9 protein-coding genes and 1 pseudogene are annotated in these 15125 nt (G+C 66.9%); 8 read left to right on the forward strand and 2 right to left on the reverse strand.

The window, feature by feature from the left end:
• Positions 1 to 20: 20 nt before the first annotated feature.
• From narI to C3Y15_RS02620, 5 genes are all read left to right on the forward strand, one after another.
• On the forward strand, positions 21 to 704 hold the full coding sequence (gene narI / locus C3Y15_RS02600) for a respiratory nitrate reductase subunit gamma (protein ID WP_046428926.1): 684 nt from the start codon (positions 21 to 23) through the stop codon (positions 702 to 704).
• Positions 705 to 714: 10 nt separating this feature from the next.
• A complete protein-coding gene (locus tag C3Y15_RS02605; protein WP_011879808.1) occupies positions 715 to 1503 on the forward strand; it encodes a peptidylprolyl isomerase in 789 nt (262 codons plus the stop codon).
• Positions 1504 to 1518: 15 nt separating this feature from the next.
• Positions 1519 to 2784 carry a nitrate/nitrite transporter gene (locus tag C3Y15_RS02610; protein ID WP_124259733.1) on the forward strand — a complete coding sequence of 422 codons (1266 nt, stop codon included), beginning with the start codon at positions 1519 to 1521 and terminating at the stop codon, positions 2782 to 2784.
• A 297-nt stretch (positions 2785 to 3081) separates the two neighbouring features.
• The gene (locus tag C3Y15_RS02615; protein WP_011879810.1) at positions 3082 to 3405 is read left to right on the forward strand and encodes a TfoX/Sxy family protein; all 324 of its coding nucleotides are present in this window, start codon (positions 3082 to 3084) and stop codon (positions 3403 to 3405) included.
• A gap of 70 nt (positions 3406 to 3475) precedes the next feature.
• The gene (locus C3Y15_RS02620; RefSeq protein ID WP_124259734.1) at positions 3476 to 4387 is read left to right on the forward strand and encodes a hypothetical protein; all 912 of its coding nucleotides are present in this window, start codon (positions 3476 to 3478) and stop codon (positions 4385 to 4387) included.
• Positions 4388 to 4445: 58 nt separating this feature from the next.
• Here C3Y15_RS02620 and C3Y15_RS32130 read toward each other — a convergent pair.
• Both C3Y15_RS32130 and C3Y15_RS02630 read right to left on the reverse strand, forming a co-directional pair.
• A pseudogene (locus C3Y15_RS32130) lies at positions 4446 to 4559 on the reverse strand (branched-chain amino acid ABC transporter substrate-binding protein); the annotation flags it as partial.
• 93 nt (positions 4560 to 4652) lie between these two features.
• Positions 4653 to 6089: a winged helix-turn-helix domain-containing protein gene (locus C3Y15_RS02630; protein ID WP_224383403.1), complete on the reverse strand. Its 1437-nt coding sequence runs from the start codon at positions 6087 to 6089 to the stop codon at positions 4653 to 4655.
• Between the two features lie 351 nt (positions 6090 to 6440).
• Here C3Y15_RS02630 and C3Y15_RS02635 point away from each other — a divergent pair, with 351 nt between their 5' ends.
• From C3Y15_RS02635 to C3Y15_RS02645, 3 genes are read left to right on the forward strand one after another with little or no spacing between them, the layout of a single operon-like run.
• The gene (locus C3Y15_RS02635) at positions 6441 to 7121 is read left to right on the forward strand and encodes a response regulator transcription factor (RefSeq protein ID WP_011879813.1); all 681 of its coding nucleotides are present in this window, start codon (positions 6441 to 6443) and stop codon (positions 7119 to 7121) included.
• Positions 7122 to 7139: 18 nt separating this feature from the next.
• A complete protein-coding gene (locus C3Y15_RS02640; RefSeq protein WP_224019454.1) occupies positions 7140 to 12143 on the forward strand; it encodes an AAA family ATPase in 5004 nt (1667 codons plus the stop codon).
• 12 nt (positions 12144 to 12155) lie between these two features.
• Positions 12156 to 15125, forward strand: a complete 2970-nt coding sequence (locus C3Y15_RS02645; RefSeq protein ID WP_011879815.1) for a PAS domain S-box protein — start codon at positions 12156 to 12158, stop codon at positions 15123 to 15125.

Below are 15125 nucleotides of genomic sequence, written 5' to 3' on the forward strand. Positions count from 1 at the left end.
GCCCACACTTGGGGAAACACATGAACGCTTACTTGCATCAGTTCCTGTTCGGGATCTACCCGTACATCTGTCTCGCCGTGCTGCTGGTGGGCAGCCTGATCCGCTTCGACCGCGAGCAGTACACGTGGAAAAGCGACTCGTCCCAGCTGCTGCGGCACGGCATGCTGCGGCTCGGCAGCAACCTGTTCCATTGGGGCGTGCTCGTCGTCGTGCTCGGGCACTTCGGCGGGTTTCTCGCGCCGCACTGGCTGGTGTCGCCGTTCATGTCGGCGTCCGGGCACCAGCTCGTCGCGATGGTCGCGGGCGGCGCGGCCGGCGTCGCGGGGATCGTCGGGCTGACGATCCTGATCTGGCGGCGCCTCGGCGACGCGCGCATCCGCAGCAACAGCCGCACGTCCGACATCGTGATCGTGCTGATGCTGTGGGTGCAGCTCGCGCTCGGGCTCGGCACCGTCGTGCTGTCGACGCGTCACATGGACGGCGCGATGTTCGAGCAGCTGACCGACTACGTGAAGGGCGTCGTCACGTTCCGCCCGAACGTCGCGAGCCTGCTCGTCGGCGTGCCGCTCACGTACCGGCTCCACATCCTGCTCGGCTTCACGATCTTCCTCGTGTCGCCGTTCACGCGGATGGTTCACATCTGGAGCGGGATCGCTTCGGTTGCGTACCTGATCCGCCCATACCAGCTCGTGCGCAAGCGCTGAGGAGACCCGCATGAACGACGTTCTCTGCGAAGCCGCGACCGCGCCGCTCGCCATCAACGGCGTCGCCTTCGACGCCGCCGCCATCGCGGCCGAAGCCGAACATCACGGCGATGCGCGCGATCCGCTCGATGCGGCGCGCCATGCGCTGGCCGTGCGTGAACTGCTGCGGCAGCGCGCGGTCGCGCTCGCGCTGATCGATGCGAGCGCACCGCTCGACGACGCGGCCGTCGACGCGCTGCTCGAGCGCGAGCTCACGCACGTGCCGCAGCCGGATCGCGCCGACTGCGAGCGCTATTACAGCCGGCATGCGGCGCGCTTCCGCCGCGGCGACATCGTGTACGCGAGCCACGTGCTGTTCGCGGTGACGGAGCGCGTGCCGCTCGCACCGCTGCGCGAGCGCGCGCAGGCCGCGCTCGCCGACGTGCTGGCCGCGCCCGATACGTTCGAAGCGGTCGCGCGCGCGTCGTCGAACTGCCCGTCGGCGCAGGTCGGCGGCAACCTCGGGCAACTGCTGCGCGGCGACACCGTGCCGGAGTTCGAGGCCGCGCTGTTCGACGGCGACGCACTCGGCGTGCTGCCGAAGCTCGTCAATACGCGCTTCGGCTTTCACATCGTGCGCATCGAGCGGCGCGTGCCGGGCGCCGCGGTGCCGTTCGACGAAGCCGCCGGCCAGATCGCCGAGTACCTCGCGCAATGCGTGCGTCAGCGCGCGATGCGGCAGTACGTGGCCGTACTCGCGGGCGCCGCGCGCATCGAAGGCGTCGCCTTCGACGGCGCGAGCGGTCCGCTCGTTCAATGAAACGGAGGTCGGCATATGGCCGTTCACCAAGCTAATGCCGGTCTGCCCGCCCAGGCGCAGACCGTTCCGCTGCGCGCGTGGTCGGTGTTGGCCGCCAGTACGCTCGCGTTCATGGTGTGTTTCGTCGTATGGATGATGTTCGGCGTGCTCGGCGTGCAACTGCGCGCGGACCTCGGCCTGAACAGCACCAAGTTCGGGCTGCTCACGTCCACGCCGGTGCTGACCGGCGCGCTGATGCGTCTGCCGCTCGGCACCTGGACCGACCGCTTCGGCGGGCGCATCGTGATGACGGTGCTGCTCGTCGTGTGTGCGGTGCCCGTGTATGTGGTCAGCTATGCGACGCAGCTCTGGCAGTTTCTCGTGATCGGGCTGTTTCTCGGCTGCGTCGGCGCGTCGTTCGCGGTCGGCACGCCGTACGTCGCGCGCTTCTTCCCGCCGCAGCGGCGCGGTCTGGCGATGGGCGTGTTCGGCGCCGGCACCAGCGGCGCGGCGGTCAACCTGTTCGTCACGCCGCTGCTGCTCAATGCGTATGGCTGGCGCGTCGTGCCGCGCATCTATGCGATCGCGCTGCTCGCTACCGCGGTGATCTTCTGGCTCGCGTCGGCGCCCGATCCGGGCGCGGGCAAGCGCGGCGGCTCGTTGCTCGATTCGTTCAAGGTGCTGCGCGATCCGCGCGTGTGGCGGCTGTGCCAGTACTACTCGATCGCGTTCGGCGGCTTCACCGCGCTGTCGCTGTGGATCCCGCAATACCTGAAGAACGAATACGGGATGTCGCTCGTGATGGCGTCCGCGTTCGCGGCCGGCTTCTCGCTGCCGGGCTCCGTGCTGCGCGCGCTGGGCGGCGCGCTGTCCGACCGCTTCGGCGCGCATGCGGTCACCTGGTGGGGGCTGTGGGTCGCGTGGATCAGCCTGTTCCTGCTGTCGTATCCGGCGACCGACTTCGTGATCCACACGATCGACGGCACCGCGGCGCTGAAGCTGTCGATGCCGGTGGCCGGCTTCGTCGCGCTGACCTTCGTGCTCGGTGCGGTGTTCGCGTTCGGCATGGCGTCGACCTTCAAGTACGTCGCCGACGATTTCCCGGACAACATGGGCGTCGTCACCGGCATCGTCGGGCTCGCGGGCGGCCTCGGCGGGTTCCTGCTGCCGATCCTGTTCGGCATGCTGCTCGACTTCGCGCGCGTGCGCACGACCTGCTTCATGTTGCTGTACGGGATCGTGTGGGTGTCGCTGATCCTCATTTATCTGACCGAGGTGCGGCGCACGCCCGTCACGGGCTGAGCGCCTTCGCCCGACGCGCGTGCGCGACGCCCGATACCGCGGCGGCGCGCACGCGCGCACGCCGCTGCCGTTCGGCGTTTGCCGCCGCACGCAGTTCTGTCAAACTGGCGCCGACGACCACGCGCGGCGCCAGCGCTCCTTGCTTCGATTCCGCGGCTGATGAACGCAGGCGATCGCCGCTTCTCCGACGAACCGCCCGCGCCGCTTGCATGCGATGCGCGCATCCCGGACGGGACGGGAGGGAACGACACCGCGCCGCCGACGGTCAGAACCGGTGTCCGATAACGGAGGAAGTGGATGGCATCGCATCAGGGAACCGTCGATTTCATCGTCGAGCAGAGCGCATTGGCCGGCACGGTGTCGGCGCGCAAGATGTTCGGCGAATATGGAATCTACTGTGACGGCAAGATGGTCGCGCTGGTGTGCGACGATCGCCTGTTCGTCAAGCCGACGCCTGACGGACATGCGTTTCTCGGCGCATGCGAGCAGGCGCCGCCGTATCCGTCGGCGAAGCCGCATCTCGTGGTTGCGGGCGAGCGCTGGGACGACCGCGAATGGCTGTCGACGCTGATCCGGATCACCGCCGCGCAATTGCCGATGCCGGTGAAGCGCGGTCGATAGCCGTCGATAGCGGGCGGCATATTCCATCAAACAGGCGCGGCGACATCGCGCCATCCGCTGGAGCAAATCAATGGAGACATCCGAACATCCGCAGGCGCGCCGACGCGTGCGCCGTGCGTGGGCCGCATGCATCGCGATGCTGTGCGTGGGCTGGAGCACGCTGTCGTTCGGCGCGGACGGCGCGGCCGCGCTGCTCGACCGTTATCACAGCTTGGGCGAGCAGTTGAAGCACAACGCATTCCATCGCCCGCTGTACCTCGAATCGTCGGAGGCGTCCTCATCGCTGAAGGGTGACATCTACGCGGTCGTCGACTATCCGTTCGCCGTCGTGAACGGCAAGCTGAGCGATCCGGCGCAGGGCCCGGCGAACTGGTGCGCGGTGCTGATCCTGCACCTGAACACGAAGTACTGTCATGCATCGGCCGGCAGCGGCGGGCCGGTGCTCGACGTGAACCTCGGGCGCAAGATCGAACAGAAGCTGTCGGACACCTATCGCGTGCAGTTCCGCTATCGCGTGGCGGCAGCGACGCCCGACTACTTTCAGGTCGACCTGAGCGCCGACAGCGGCCCGATGGGCACGAAGGATTACCGGATCGCGCTGGAAGCGGTGCCGGTGGGCGCGTCGCGCACGTTCCTGCACCTCACGTATGCGTACGGTTTCGGCACGGTCGGCCGGATGGCGATGAAGACCTATCTCGCGACGATCGGCAGCGACAAGGTCGGGTTCACGCCGGCGAGCGGTGCGTCGGCGGGCGAGCCGCAGTATGTCGGCGGCATGCGCGGGCTGCTGGAGCGCAACACGATGCGCTATTACCTGGCGATCGACGCGTATCTCGCGACGCTCGACAAGCCGCTCGACCAGCGTCTCGCGCGCTGGTTCGACGCGACCGAGCAGTATCCGCAGCAGCTGCACGAAGTCGACCGTGCGGCGTATCTGCAGATGAAGGCGCAGGAGGTGCAGCGGCAGCAGGCGGCGCGGTGACGCGTGCTGTTGCCTGAGGCCGCCGCCGGCTGCTCGGCGGCGGTCGGTTCGACGCGCGGCCGACCGTGCGAATGCTGTGCCACCGCGCCCGTTCGACGCGGAACAGCGTGTAGGGCGGCTTGATCAGGTCGCCGCGCTCGTCGAACGCGATTTTCCTGGTCACACCGGCGACCCACTCCGCGTGCGCGTAGCCCGGTCCGCCGGATCGGCAACGCGCGCATCCAGTCAACATTGCCGCTGAACCGTCATGACGGTCATCCGTCGCTCACTGCGGGTAACGGGCGAACTGCCTCGCGACATCGCACGGTTCATCACCCGATCCGAGCGCAAGTGCGTACGTGCGAGCCGATTCCGAGAGACGGTAGCGCGCCGTGACGCCGACGAAGCTCACATCGAGGATCGACTTTTCGACCAGTTGCGCGATGCAGTCGAGCGCGGTCGGGCGGTCGACGTCGTCGTCGCAAACGACGGAGTACACGGAATCGAGCGTGAACGCATGGTCGAACCGTGCGATGCGAAGAACGACGGCCTGTTCATTGTGCGTGAGCCGCTGGAAACTCCAGTCAAATGCGGCGCGCAAGGTTCGGTGTCGCGGTTGCGCCGTGCGATAACCCCCTGCGAGCAGCAGAAAGCGTTCTTCGAGACGCTGGCGCACCCCTTCGAGGCCCAGCACGGACGCACGCTCGGCGGCGAGTTCGATCGCGAGAGGCAGCCCGTCGAGGCGGCGACAGATTTCGGCGACGAGCCTGAGCTGATGCTCGTCGACTCGCACGCCGCATCGGCTTGCGCGCTCCAGGAACAGCCCGACGGCAGGCGACTGCATCAGCCCGTCGCGGCACGACTCGTCTGCCGGCAGCGCGAGCGGTTCGACGCGGAACACGGTCTCGGGCGCGATGCGAAGGCGCTCGCGGCTCGTGAGCAGCACGCGCAAGCCAGGCCATTGGCCGATCAGCCGTTCCACGACGTCCGCCACCTCGTCGACGATGTGCTCCGCATTGTCCAGTACGAGCAGGGTGCCGGCTGGCGGCGAGGGCGCCGGCTCGATCTGCGCGACGGCCGCGAGCGATCCCGCTTCCTCGAGGTCGATGAAGACGACGTCCGACGCGCCGGTAGCGATCGTGCGGTGCGCATGTTCGATGGCGAGGCAGGTCTTGCCGACGCCGCCCGGCCCCGTCAGCGTGACCACGCGGCTGCGCGCGAACTGGCCCTCGATTTCGTCGAGCGCCGCGGCGCGCCCGAGCAGCGTTCTTCTGCCCGGCAATCGATGCCGCGGCGCGGTCATTGCATCCGCATTGCGGAAGTGCGGCGCATGCCGCTCGGTCGGTACGTCGCGTGCCGGCTCGGCTGGCGGGTCGTCGAATACCTTGAGTCGATAGCCGCGCCCCGGTATGGTGTCGATCAGTTGACGATGGTCGCCGAGCGCTTTACGGACCGCGCTCAGATGCACGTGGATGTTGTTTTCTTCGACGAACACACCGGGCCATACGGTGTCCATCAGTTCGTCCTTGGACACGATGCGTCCGGCCGCCAGCACGATCACCGATAGAATGTCGAACGCGCGCGAGCCGAGCGGCACTTCGCGTCCCGCCTTGTACAGCGCACGCATGCCGAGGTTCAGTTCGAATTCCCCCAGCGCGATGACGGAATGCTCGGGGGTGCTTCGATACTGCGGCCTGGCCGGCTGTTCCATCACCGTGTTCATAAGCATCGTCCGACAAAGTGTGAATGGGTTGCACGTGCCGGCGGGGCTCGGTGCGCGTGAGTTTCGCACCGTCATCTTATGGAGCGGCGGCTTGTCGGAGCGTTGCGATACCGTTAACGTTTGTTAATGTGCGCGGCCGGATGCCGCCGAGCCGCGCTGGCAAACGGCGGCAGGCACGCCACGCGCGTCCTGATTAAAAAAATTTAATACGGGGCGGTCGCTTCATCTGTCCCGACGAGGCGATAATGAAAGGTCAGCGCGACGGTGCACTATTTCGCCCGACCTGCACACGTCGGCGGCCTTTCTGTCAGGTCGCACACGGCGCGTGACCGACGGGCCGCCAATCCAGAAATGAAAATCCTCTTGGTCGAAGACAATCAGCAGGTGGCGGGCTTTCTGAAGAAAGGCCTGCTCGAAACCGGCCACGTCGTCGATTGGGCCGACAACGGCCGCGACGGCATGGCGCTCGCGATCGGGGAATCCTACGACGCGATCGTGCTCGACCGCATGCTGCCCGGCGGTATCGACGGGCTCAAGATCGTCGCGGCGCTGCGCGCGGCGGGCAGCAAGGTGCCCGTGCTGATCCTCAGCGCACTCGACGAAGTCGACGAACGGATTCGCGGGCTGAAGGCGGGCGGCGACGATTACGTCGTCAAGCCATTTTCGTTCGGCGAAGTCGTCGCGCGGCTCGAAGCGCTCGCGCGGCGTTCGCAGGACAACGGCTTCGACACGGCGTTGAAGCTCGCCGATCTCAGCATCGATTTGCTGTCGCGCAAGGTGACGCGCGCCGGTAAGCCGATCGTCCTCAAGCCGCGCGAGTTCAAGCTGCTCGAATATCTGATGCGCCACGCGGAGCAGGTCGTCACCCGCACGATGCTGCTCGAAAACATCTGGGAATACCATTTCGATCCGCAAACGAACGTCATCGACGTGCACGTGAGCAAGCTGCGCCAGAAGATCGACACGGGCTTCGACCGCTCGCTGCTGCGGACCATCCGCAACGCGGGCTACATGCTCACTGCCGCCGACTGACCCAGAGCGTCTCGCGAGATGGGAACCATGATGCTGACGGGCTACGACGTAACGACATTGAGCGACGATGGTCAGTTCGTGCTGTCGCGCCTGACGAGCCCGGGGGCGTCGGATAGCTGGCTGACGGTCACGCTGTCGGCATCGCAGCCGCAGCCGGAAAGCCATGAGCGTCTGGAGCACGCGTATCAGTTGCGCGGCATGCTCGACGGCGCGCATGTCACGCGGCCTCACGCGCTGCTGCGCGACGAGCGCAGCGCGACGCTCGTGCTCGAGGATCCGGGCGGCAGATCGCTTCGCATGGCGCAAGCGGGGCCGTTGCCGATAGGCCGGTTCCTTACCCTTGCCGTCAACCTCGCGTCGGCGCTGCGCTCCCTGCACAGCCGCGGCCTCACGCACAACGACATCCGGCCGGGCAACATTCTGATCGACGACGCGACCCACGCCATCGCGCTCACGGGCCTCGGCCTCGTCTCCCGTGCGCCGCGCGAGCGTCCGCGCGACGGCCCGCCCGCGATCGCCGTCGAAGCGCTCCCGTATCTGTCGCCCGAACGCACCGGGCTGATGAACCGCTGGTCCGACTCGCGTGCCGATCTGTACTCGCTCGGCGTCGTGTTGTACGAAATGATGACGGGGAAGCTGCCGTATCGGGCCGCTTCGGCGGCCGAGTGGCTGCATTGCCATACGGCGCAAGTGCCCATTCCGGTGGCCGAATGCATCGACGGCGTGCCCGCGCAACTGAGCGCGATCGTTGCACGCCTGCTGTCGAAGGACGCGGCGCAGCGCTATCAGACCGCAGCAGGGCTCGAACACGATCTGCGGCGCTGTCTCGACGCATGGCGCACATCGGGCGGCGTCGAGGCGTTCGCGCCGGGCGCCGCCGATGCGCCCGATCAGCTGCAACGGCCGTTTCGTCTCTATGGACGCCAGAAGCAGCAGCACAAGCTCGAAGCCGCGCTGGAGCGCGTCGTGCAAAGCGGCGAGCCTGGCGTGGCGTTGGTGTCGGGTTATTCGGGCATCGGCAAATCGACGCTCGTGAGCGGGTTGCGCATGACGCCTGCCGCGTCGCGCGGATGGTTCGCGTCGGGCAAGTTCGAACGCTACAAGCGCGACATTCCTTACGCCACGCTCGCGCAGGCGTTCCGGACGCTGATCCGCGAGCTGATCGACGACGGCATGCGCACGCACGCGGACCTGCGCCAGCGCCTGCACGATGCGCTCGGCGCGAACGGCCAGCTGATCGTCGAGCTGATTCCCGAGCTGGAGGCGCTCGTCGGGCCACAGCCGCCCGTGCCCGAACTCGCGCCGCAGGAAGCACGCATGCGCTTTCTCGCCGTGTTTACGCGTTTCATCGCGGCGTTCCCGTGCGACGGCCAGCCGCTCGTGCTGTTTCTCGACGACCTGCAATGGAGCGACGCGGGCACGTTCAGCGTGCTCGAACAGCTGTGCGGGCCGGGCGCGCGCAACGTGTTCGTGGTCGGCGCGTATCGCGACAACGAAGTGGGCGTCGCGCATCCGCTCAGACGCACAGTCGATCTCATCCGGCAGACGGGCACGCGCGTCGACGAAATCATGCTGACGCCGCTGCAGCCTGACGACGTGGCACATCTGATCGGCGACGCCCTCACGACCACGCGGCCCGAACTGGAGGGCCTGAGCCGTCTCGTGTTCGAACGCACGGGCGGCAATCCGTTCTACGTCGTGCAGTTTCTGCAATTTCTCGCCGACGAGCGCTTCCTCGCGTTCGATCGCGACTGCCGCATCTGGACGTGGGACAACGAAAGGCTGCGCGAAGCGCGTTTCGCGGACACCATCGTCGATCTGATGGTCGGCAAGATCGAACGGTTGCCGCGCGGCACGCAGGCGTTGCTCGAACAATTCGCGTGTCTGGGCGGCCGCGCGACGTCGCCGCTGCTCGCGCGCATCAGCGGCCTGGACGAGGCGCAGGTGGCCACGACCCTCGCCGACGGCGTCGAGGCCGGCCTGCTGTACCGCAGCCGCGAAGGCTATGCGTTCGTGCACGACCGCGTGCACGAGGCAGCGTATGAACTGATCCCGCCGCAGCTGCGTGCGCAGGCCCATCTGCGGATCGGCCGGATTCTCGCCGCGCAGCCGGCTGCGGACGAAGCGCGCAGCATCTTCGAGATCGTCAACCAGTACAACCGCGTCATTCCTCTACTCGACGATCCCGCCGAACGCGCGCGCGTGGTGGACTTCAATCTCGAGGCGGGGCAGCGCGCACGCGCGTCGGCGGCGTACGGCTCGGCGCTCGCGTACCTGTCGACGGGCAGCGAACTGCTCGGCGAAGCAGGCTGGGACGCGGACTATGCCCGCAAATTCCAGCTGGAATGCCAGCTCGCCGAATGCGAGTTTCTGACGGGGGCCATGGACAGCAGCGAGCGGCGGCTGGCGATGCTCGACACGCGCGCACACACGCTGGCCGACCGCGCGGCCGTTACGTTTCTGCGCGTCACGCTGTACACGGCGCTCGATCGGATGAACCTCGCGGTGCAGACGTGCCTCGACTATCTGCGGCACGTCGGCATCGACTGGAATCCGCATCCGGGCCGCGCCGCGGCGCGCGCAGAATACGACACGCTGTTGCAGGGCATCGGCGGCGCGCCGATCGACACGCTCGTCGATCTGCCCTTGCTCGACGATGCCGGACTCGCCGCGACGATGAACGTGCTGACGGCCGTGTTGCCGCCCGCGTTCTTCAGCGATGAAAACCTCGTGTGCCTCGTGCTGTGCCGGATGGCGAACCTGAGCCTGCTGTACGGCAACAGCGATGCGTCGTCGCTCGGCTATGCGTATCTCGGCATGGTCGCGGGTCCGCTGTTCGACGACTACGACGCGGGCTACCGCTTCGGCCAGCTCGGCCTCGCGCTCGTGGACAAGCGCGGGCTGGACCGTTTCAAGGCGCGTGTCTACATGTGCTTCGCGTATCACGTGACGCCGTGGACGCGGCCGATCCGCACCGGTTTGCCCTTGCTGCGCCGCGCGTTCGAAGTCGCGAGCGAAGGCGGCGACCTGACCTACATCGGCTTCAGCAGCTGCTGCACGGTCACGACGCTGATCGCCGCGGGCGAGCCGCTCGCGGAAGTCGAGCAGGAAGCGCAGCGTCGTCTGCAGATCGTTCAGGCCGCGAAGTTCGGCCTCATCGTCGACATCATCACCGCGCAGCTCGCGCTGATTCATTCGTTGCGCGGCAACCTCGACGCGCATGACGCGCTTCCCGATCGCTTCGACGATGCCGCATTCGAGCAGCGCCTCGACGGCGATCCGAGTCTCGCGATCGCGGCGTGCTGGTACTGGATCCGCAAGCTGCAGGCGCGCTATCTGGCCGGCGATATCGACGGCGCGATGCATGCGGACAGTAAGGCGTCGCCGTTGCTGTGGACATCGTCGGGTCATTTCGAAATCGCCGAGTATCAGTTCTTTGCGGGGCTCGCGCGCGCAAGCTGGCACGACGGCGCGCCGGAAACCGCCCGGGCCGGGAATCTGGACAAGCTCGCCGCGCATCAGCGGCAGCTGGCGCTGTGGGCCGAGCACTGCCCGAGCAACTTCAGCAGCCGCGCGGCATTGATGAGCGGCGAAATCGCGCGCATCGCGGGCCGCGAGTTCGAAGCGATGAACCGCTACGAAGACGCGATCCGGCTCGCGCGCAAGCATGATTTCCCGCACGACGAAGCGCTCGCGCAGGAGATTGCCGCGAAGTTCTATCTGGCGCGCGGCTTTACGACGACGGCCGCCGCGTATGTCCGCAACGCGCGCCGCGCGTGGTTGCGCTGGGGCGCGATCGCGCGCGTGAAGTCGCTCGACCGGCGTTATGCCGAGCTGCTGCGCGAGCTCGTCGAGCAGGCGCCGGCGCCCGGCGTCGTCGCCGAACAACTCGACGTCGATACCGTGGTGAAGGCGTCGCAGGCGATCTCCGGCGAACTGGTTCCCGAGCGTCTGATGCGCACGCTGATGACGATCATGCTCGAACACGCGGGCGCGCGGCGCGCGCTGCTCGTGCTGCCGCGCGCCGACGCGTTGTGGATCGAAGCGACCGCGGTGGCGGGGCGCGAAGGACCGGAAGTGCACTTCGACAGCAGACCGGTGAATGCGCAGGATCTGTCGAGCGCCGTGCTGCTCGAAAGCATTCGCACGCAGCGCGCGTTGCTGATCGACGATGCGATCTGCGACCAGACCTGGTCGTCCGACGAGCATTTCGCCGCGCAGCATTCGCGTTCGGTGCTGTCGCTGCCGCTCGTCAAGCAGTCGAAGCTGATCGGCGTGCTGTATCTGGAGAACGAACTCGCGCCGGGCGTGTTCACGCCCGCGCGTCTCGCCGTGCTCAGGCTGCTTGCGTCACAGGCGGCCGTGTCGCTCGAAAATGCGTCGCTCGAAGAGAAGCATGCGTTGCTCGCCGAGAAAGACGCGCTGCTGCATGAAGTGCATCATCGCGTGAAGAACAATCTGCAATTGATCAGCAGCCTGCTGAATCTTCAGGCGGAGCGCGTGACGGACAAGGCGGTGGCCGAACTGTTCGCCGACAGCCGCAACCGCGTACGCTCGATGGCGATGGTGCACGAGAACCTCTATCGCGCGGGCAACTTCGCGCGCATCGCGATGACGGCGCACGTGAAGACCTTATGCGGTCATCTGGCGCGCGTCTACGACATGGGGCGGCTGGGCGTCGACCTGCAGATCGACGTCGACGACATTCAGCTCGACATGAACCGTGCCGTGTCGTGCGGTCTCGTCATCAACGAACTGGTGTCGAATGCGCTCAAGCATGCGTTCCCGGATCAGCGCGGCGGCGTGCTCAAGGTCGAACTCAAGGCGATCGACGACCGGCGCTGCGCGTTGATCGTCGCCGACGACGGCGTCGGCCTCGCGCCCGGCTTTTCGTTCGAACGCGATGAAACGCTCGGCTTGCGCCTCGTTCACGACCTCGTGCTGCAATTGCGCGGCCGCATCGATATCGCGCAGCAGCACGGCACCACTTTCACCATTCAATTCAATGCAGCAGAACGTTGACGGCCACACGCCATGACCAGCGCGCAAATCTTGATCGTCGAGGATGACCGCATCGTCGCGCGCGACATCGCGCAACAGATGAGCCGCGCGGGCTATGTCGTGGTCGGCAGCACGGGCAGCGGCGAAGACGCGCTCGCGCTGGTCGAAACGCTGGCCGCAGACAGCAAGCCGGATCTGGTGCTGATGGACGTGCGGCTCGAGGGCGAACTGGACGGCATCGACACCGCGCGGCGTATCCGCGAAGCGCGCGACATTCCCGTCGTATTTCTCACCGCCTATGCGGACGAAGAGACGATCCGCCGCGCGACGGCAGCGGAACCGTACGGCTACGTGCTCAAGCCCTTCGACGACATGCAGTTGCGTACCGTCGTCGAAATGGCGCTTTACAAGCACGGCGCCGAGCGGCGTTTGCGCGAGAGCGAGCAGCGCTATGCGATCACGCTGTCGAGTATCGGCGACGGCGTGCTGTCGACCGATGTGGACGGCTTCGTCACCTTCGTCAATCTCGCCGGCGAAGCGCTGACGGGGTGGTCGCGCAGCGAAGCGACGGGACGGCGGCTGAGCGAGGTCTTCAGTCTGCACGACGAGAACACCCACGCGCCGATCGAGGATCCGATGGCCGCCGTGCTGCAAACCGGGAGCGACGGCGGGCTGCCCGCGCGCACCATTCTGCGCGCGCGCGGCGGCAGCGACCTGCCGGTCGAATGCACGGGCACGCCGATGACGGACGAACGCGGCGTACGGCAGGGCATCGTGATCGTGTTTCGCGACGTGACGCAAAAGCGCCGCGCGCAGGAGGCGGAGATTCTTCGCGAGACCAATGCGCGACTCGAAATGGCGATGTACGGCTCGAATGTCGGCGTGTGGGAAATCGACATGCCCGAAGGCGATCACAAGCGCGGCTTCGCTCGCTATTCGAACATCTACGAGTGGCTAGGCTTCGACACGCCGCAGGCGCGCCTCGATTACGAAGCGTATATGAGCGTGCTGCATCCCGATCATCGCGACAGCACGGATCGCGCGGTCGCGTCGTTCCTCGAAAGCGGCGATGGCCTGTTCGAGCTGGAGAACCGGCTGCGGCATCGCGACGGCAGCGACCGCTGGGTGCTGGTGCGCGGCACCGCGCGCCGCGACGCGACGGGCAAGCCGGTGCGCTTCGTCGGCAGTCTGGTCGACATCACGGAACTGAAGATGACCGAGCAGGCGCTGCGCGCGAGCGAGGAGCGCTTTCGCGGCACCTTCGAAAACGCCGCGGTCGGCGTCGCGCATTGCGATCTCGATGGGCGCTTTCTGCGTGTGAATCAACGGTCGGGCGAGATCGTCGGCTGGCCGCGCGACGCGTTGCAGCAGCGACGGCTGCACGAGCTGATTCATGCCGATTTCAGCGTGGCGAGCACCGAGCGGTTCCGCCTGCTGACGGAAGGCAGGCTCAAGCATTATTCGGAGGAAGTGCCGCTCGTCAGGTTCGACGGGGAGCGCGTGTGGGTCACGCTGTCGGTTGCGCTTCAGCACGACGCGTCCGGGCAGACGGCGCACGTCATCGTCATCATTCAGGACATCTCCGAGCGCAAGGCGCTGGAAGAAACGGTGCGCGTCGCGAAGGATGCGGCGGAAGCGGCCAGCCGCGCGAAGGACCAGTTCCTCGCCAACATCAGCCATGAGCTGCGCACGCCGCTCAACGGCATTCTCGGCTATGCGCAGATACTCCAGCGTGACGCGCGGCTCGACACGCGCCAGCTGGCGAGCGTCGGCGTGATCGAGCAGAGCGGGCAGCATCTGCTGACGCTGATCAACGATATTCTCGACTTCGCGCGTCTGGGCGCCGGCAAGCTGGAACTGCAGGTCGGCGAAGTGTCGCTGCGCGGGTTTCTCGAGACGATCGCGGAAATCGTCGCCGTGCGCGCGCAGCAAAAGCGCCTCGTGCTGAACTATGTGGCCGCGCCCGATCTGCCCGCCGTGGTCCGTGTCGATGAGCGCCGGCTTCGCCAGGTGCTGCTCAATCTGCTCGCGAATGCCGTCCAGTTCACCGACCACGGCGAGGTCACGCTGTCGGTCAGCCGGGGCGCGGCCGGGCGCCTGCGCTTCGAGGTGCGCGATACCGGTATCGGCGTGAGCGCCGACCGGCTGGAAGCGATCTTTCAGCCGTTCGAACAGGCGGGCGATCACACGCGGCGCGGCGGCGGCGCGGGCCTGGGTCTCGCGATCAGCCGGCAACTCGTGCGCATGATGGGCGGCGAGATCGAAGTCACGAGTTCGGCCGGCGAGGGCAGCGTGTTCGGTTTTGAACTGGATGCGCCCGCGTCGGCGGCGGGGCCGTGCGAGCGCATACCGCGTCTCCAGGCGGACCGCCTCGACGGCGCGCGCCGCGTCATTCTGGTGGTCGACGATGTCCCCGCGAACCGCGCGCTTCTGGCGGAAGTGCTGGGGCAGGCGGGCTTTCGGGTGATCGAAAGCAGCGATGGGCGCGATGCGCTCGACAAGGCTGCAGCGTGCGCGCCCGACCTGATCGTTCTCGACACGGTGATGCCCTTGATGGGCGGCATAGAGACGCTGCACCATCTGCGCCGCTCGCACACACTGGGCGCGACGCCCGTGATCGTCGTATCCGCCGACGCCTCCGAACAGAACGCACGCGCGAACATCGACGCGGGCGCAAACGTGTTTCTGGAAAAGCCGCTCAATCTCGACCGCCTGTTGGGCTCGATCGCGATGCTGCTCGGCCTGGCGACCCAGCAGGGCGCCGGCCCGGCCTGCGAAGCTGACCGGCCGATGATCATTCCGCCGCGCGAGGACATGGCGGCGCTGCACCGCTATGCGCTGCTCGGCTCGATGCGCGACATCAGCCGGCACGCCGATCGTCTTGCGAGTTCGCATGAAAAGTATGAACCGTTCGCCGCGCGTTTGCGGCACCTTGCCATGACCTACGAATCGCAGGCCCTGCTTTCGTTGATCGAACATCATCTGAACAGCGAAGGGAGTTGA

Source organism: Burkholderia sp. B10, from assembly GCF_004368385.1.
GTDB lineage: Bacteria > Pseudomonadota > Gammaproteobacteria > Burkholderiales > Burkholderiaceae > Burkholderia > Burkholderia vietnamiensis.

What these genes read in the sequence shown, in the direction of transcription:
- C3Y15_RS02605 (WP_011879808.1), top strand. Translation starts at nt 715, where the DNA reads ATGAACGACGTTCTCTGCGAAGCCGCGACCGCGCCGCTCGCCATCAAC.
- C3Y15_RS02620 (WP_124259734.1), top strand. Translation starts at nt 3,476, where the DNA reads ATGGAGACATCCGAACATCCGCAGGCGCGCCGACGCGTGCGCCGTGCG.
- narI (WP_046428926.1), top strand. Translation starts at nt 21, where the DNA reads ATGAACGCTTACTTGCATCAGTTCCTGTTCGGGATCTACCCGTACATC.
- C3Y15_RS02615 (WP_011879810.1), top strand. Translation starts at nt 3,082, where the DNA reads ATGGCATCGCATCAGGGAACCGTCGATTTCATCGTCGAGCAGAGCGCA.
- C3Y15_RS02645 (WP_011879815.1), top strand. Translation starts at nt 12,156, where the DNA reads ATGACCAGCGCGCAAATCTTGATCGTCGAGGATGACCGCATCGTCGCG.
- C3Y15_RS02640 (WP_224019454.1), top strand. Translation starts at nt 7,140, where the DNA reads ATGGGAACCATGATGCTGACGGGCTACGACGTAACGACATTGAGCGAC.
- C3Y15_RS02610 (WP_124259733.1), top strand. Translation starts at nt 1,519, where the DNA reads ATGGCCGTTCACCAAGCTAATGCCGGTCTGCCCGCCCAGGCGCAGACC.
- C3Y15_RS02635 (WP_011879813.1), top strand. Translation starts at nt 6,441, where the DNA reads ATGAAAATCCTCTTGGTCGAAGACAATCAGCAGGTGGCGGGCTTTCTG.
- C3Y15_RS02630 (WP_224383403.1), bottom strand. Translation starts at nt 6,089, where the DNA reads ATGAACACGGTGATGGAACAGCCGGCCAGGCCGCAGTATCGAAGCACC.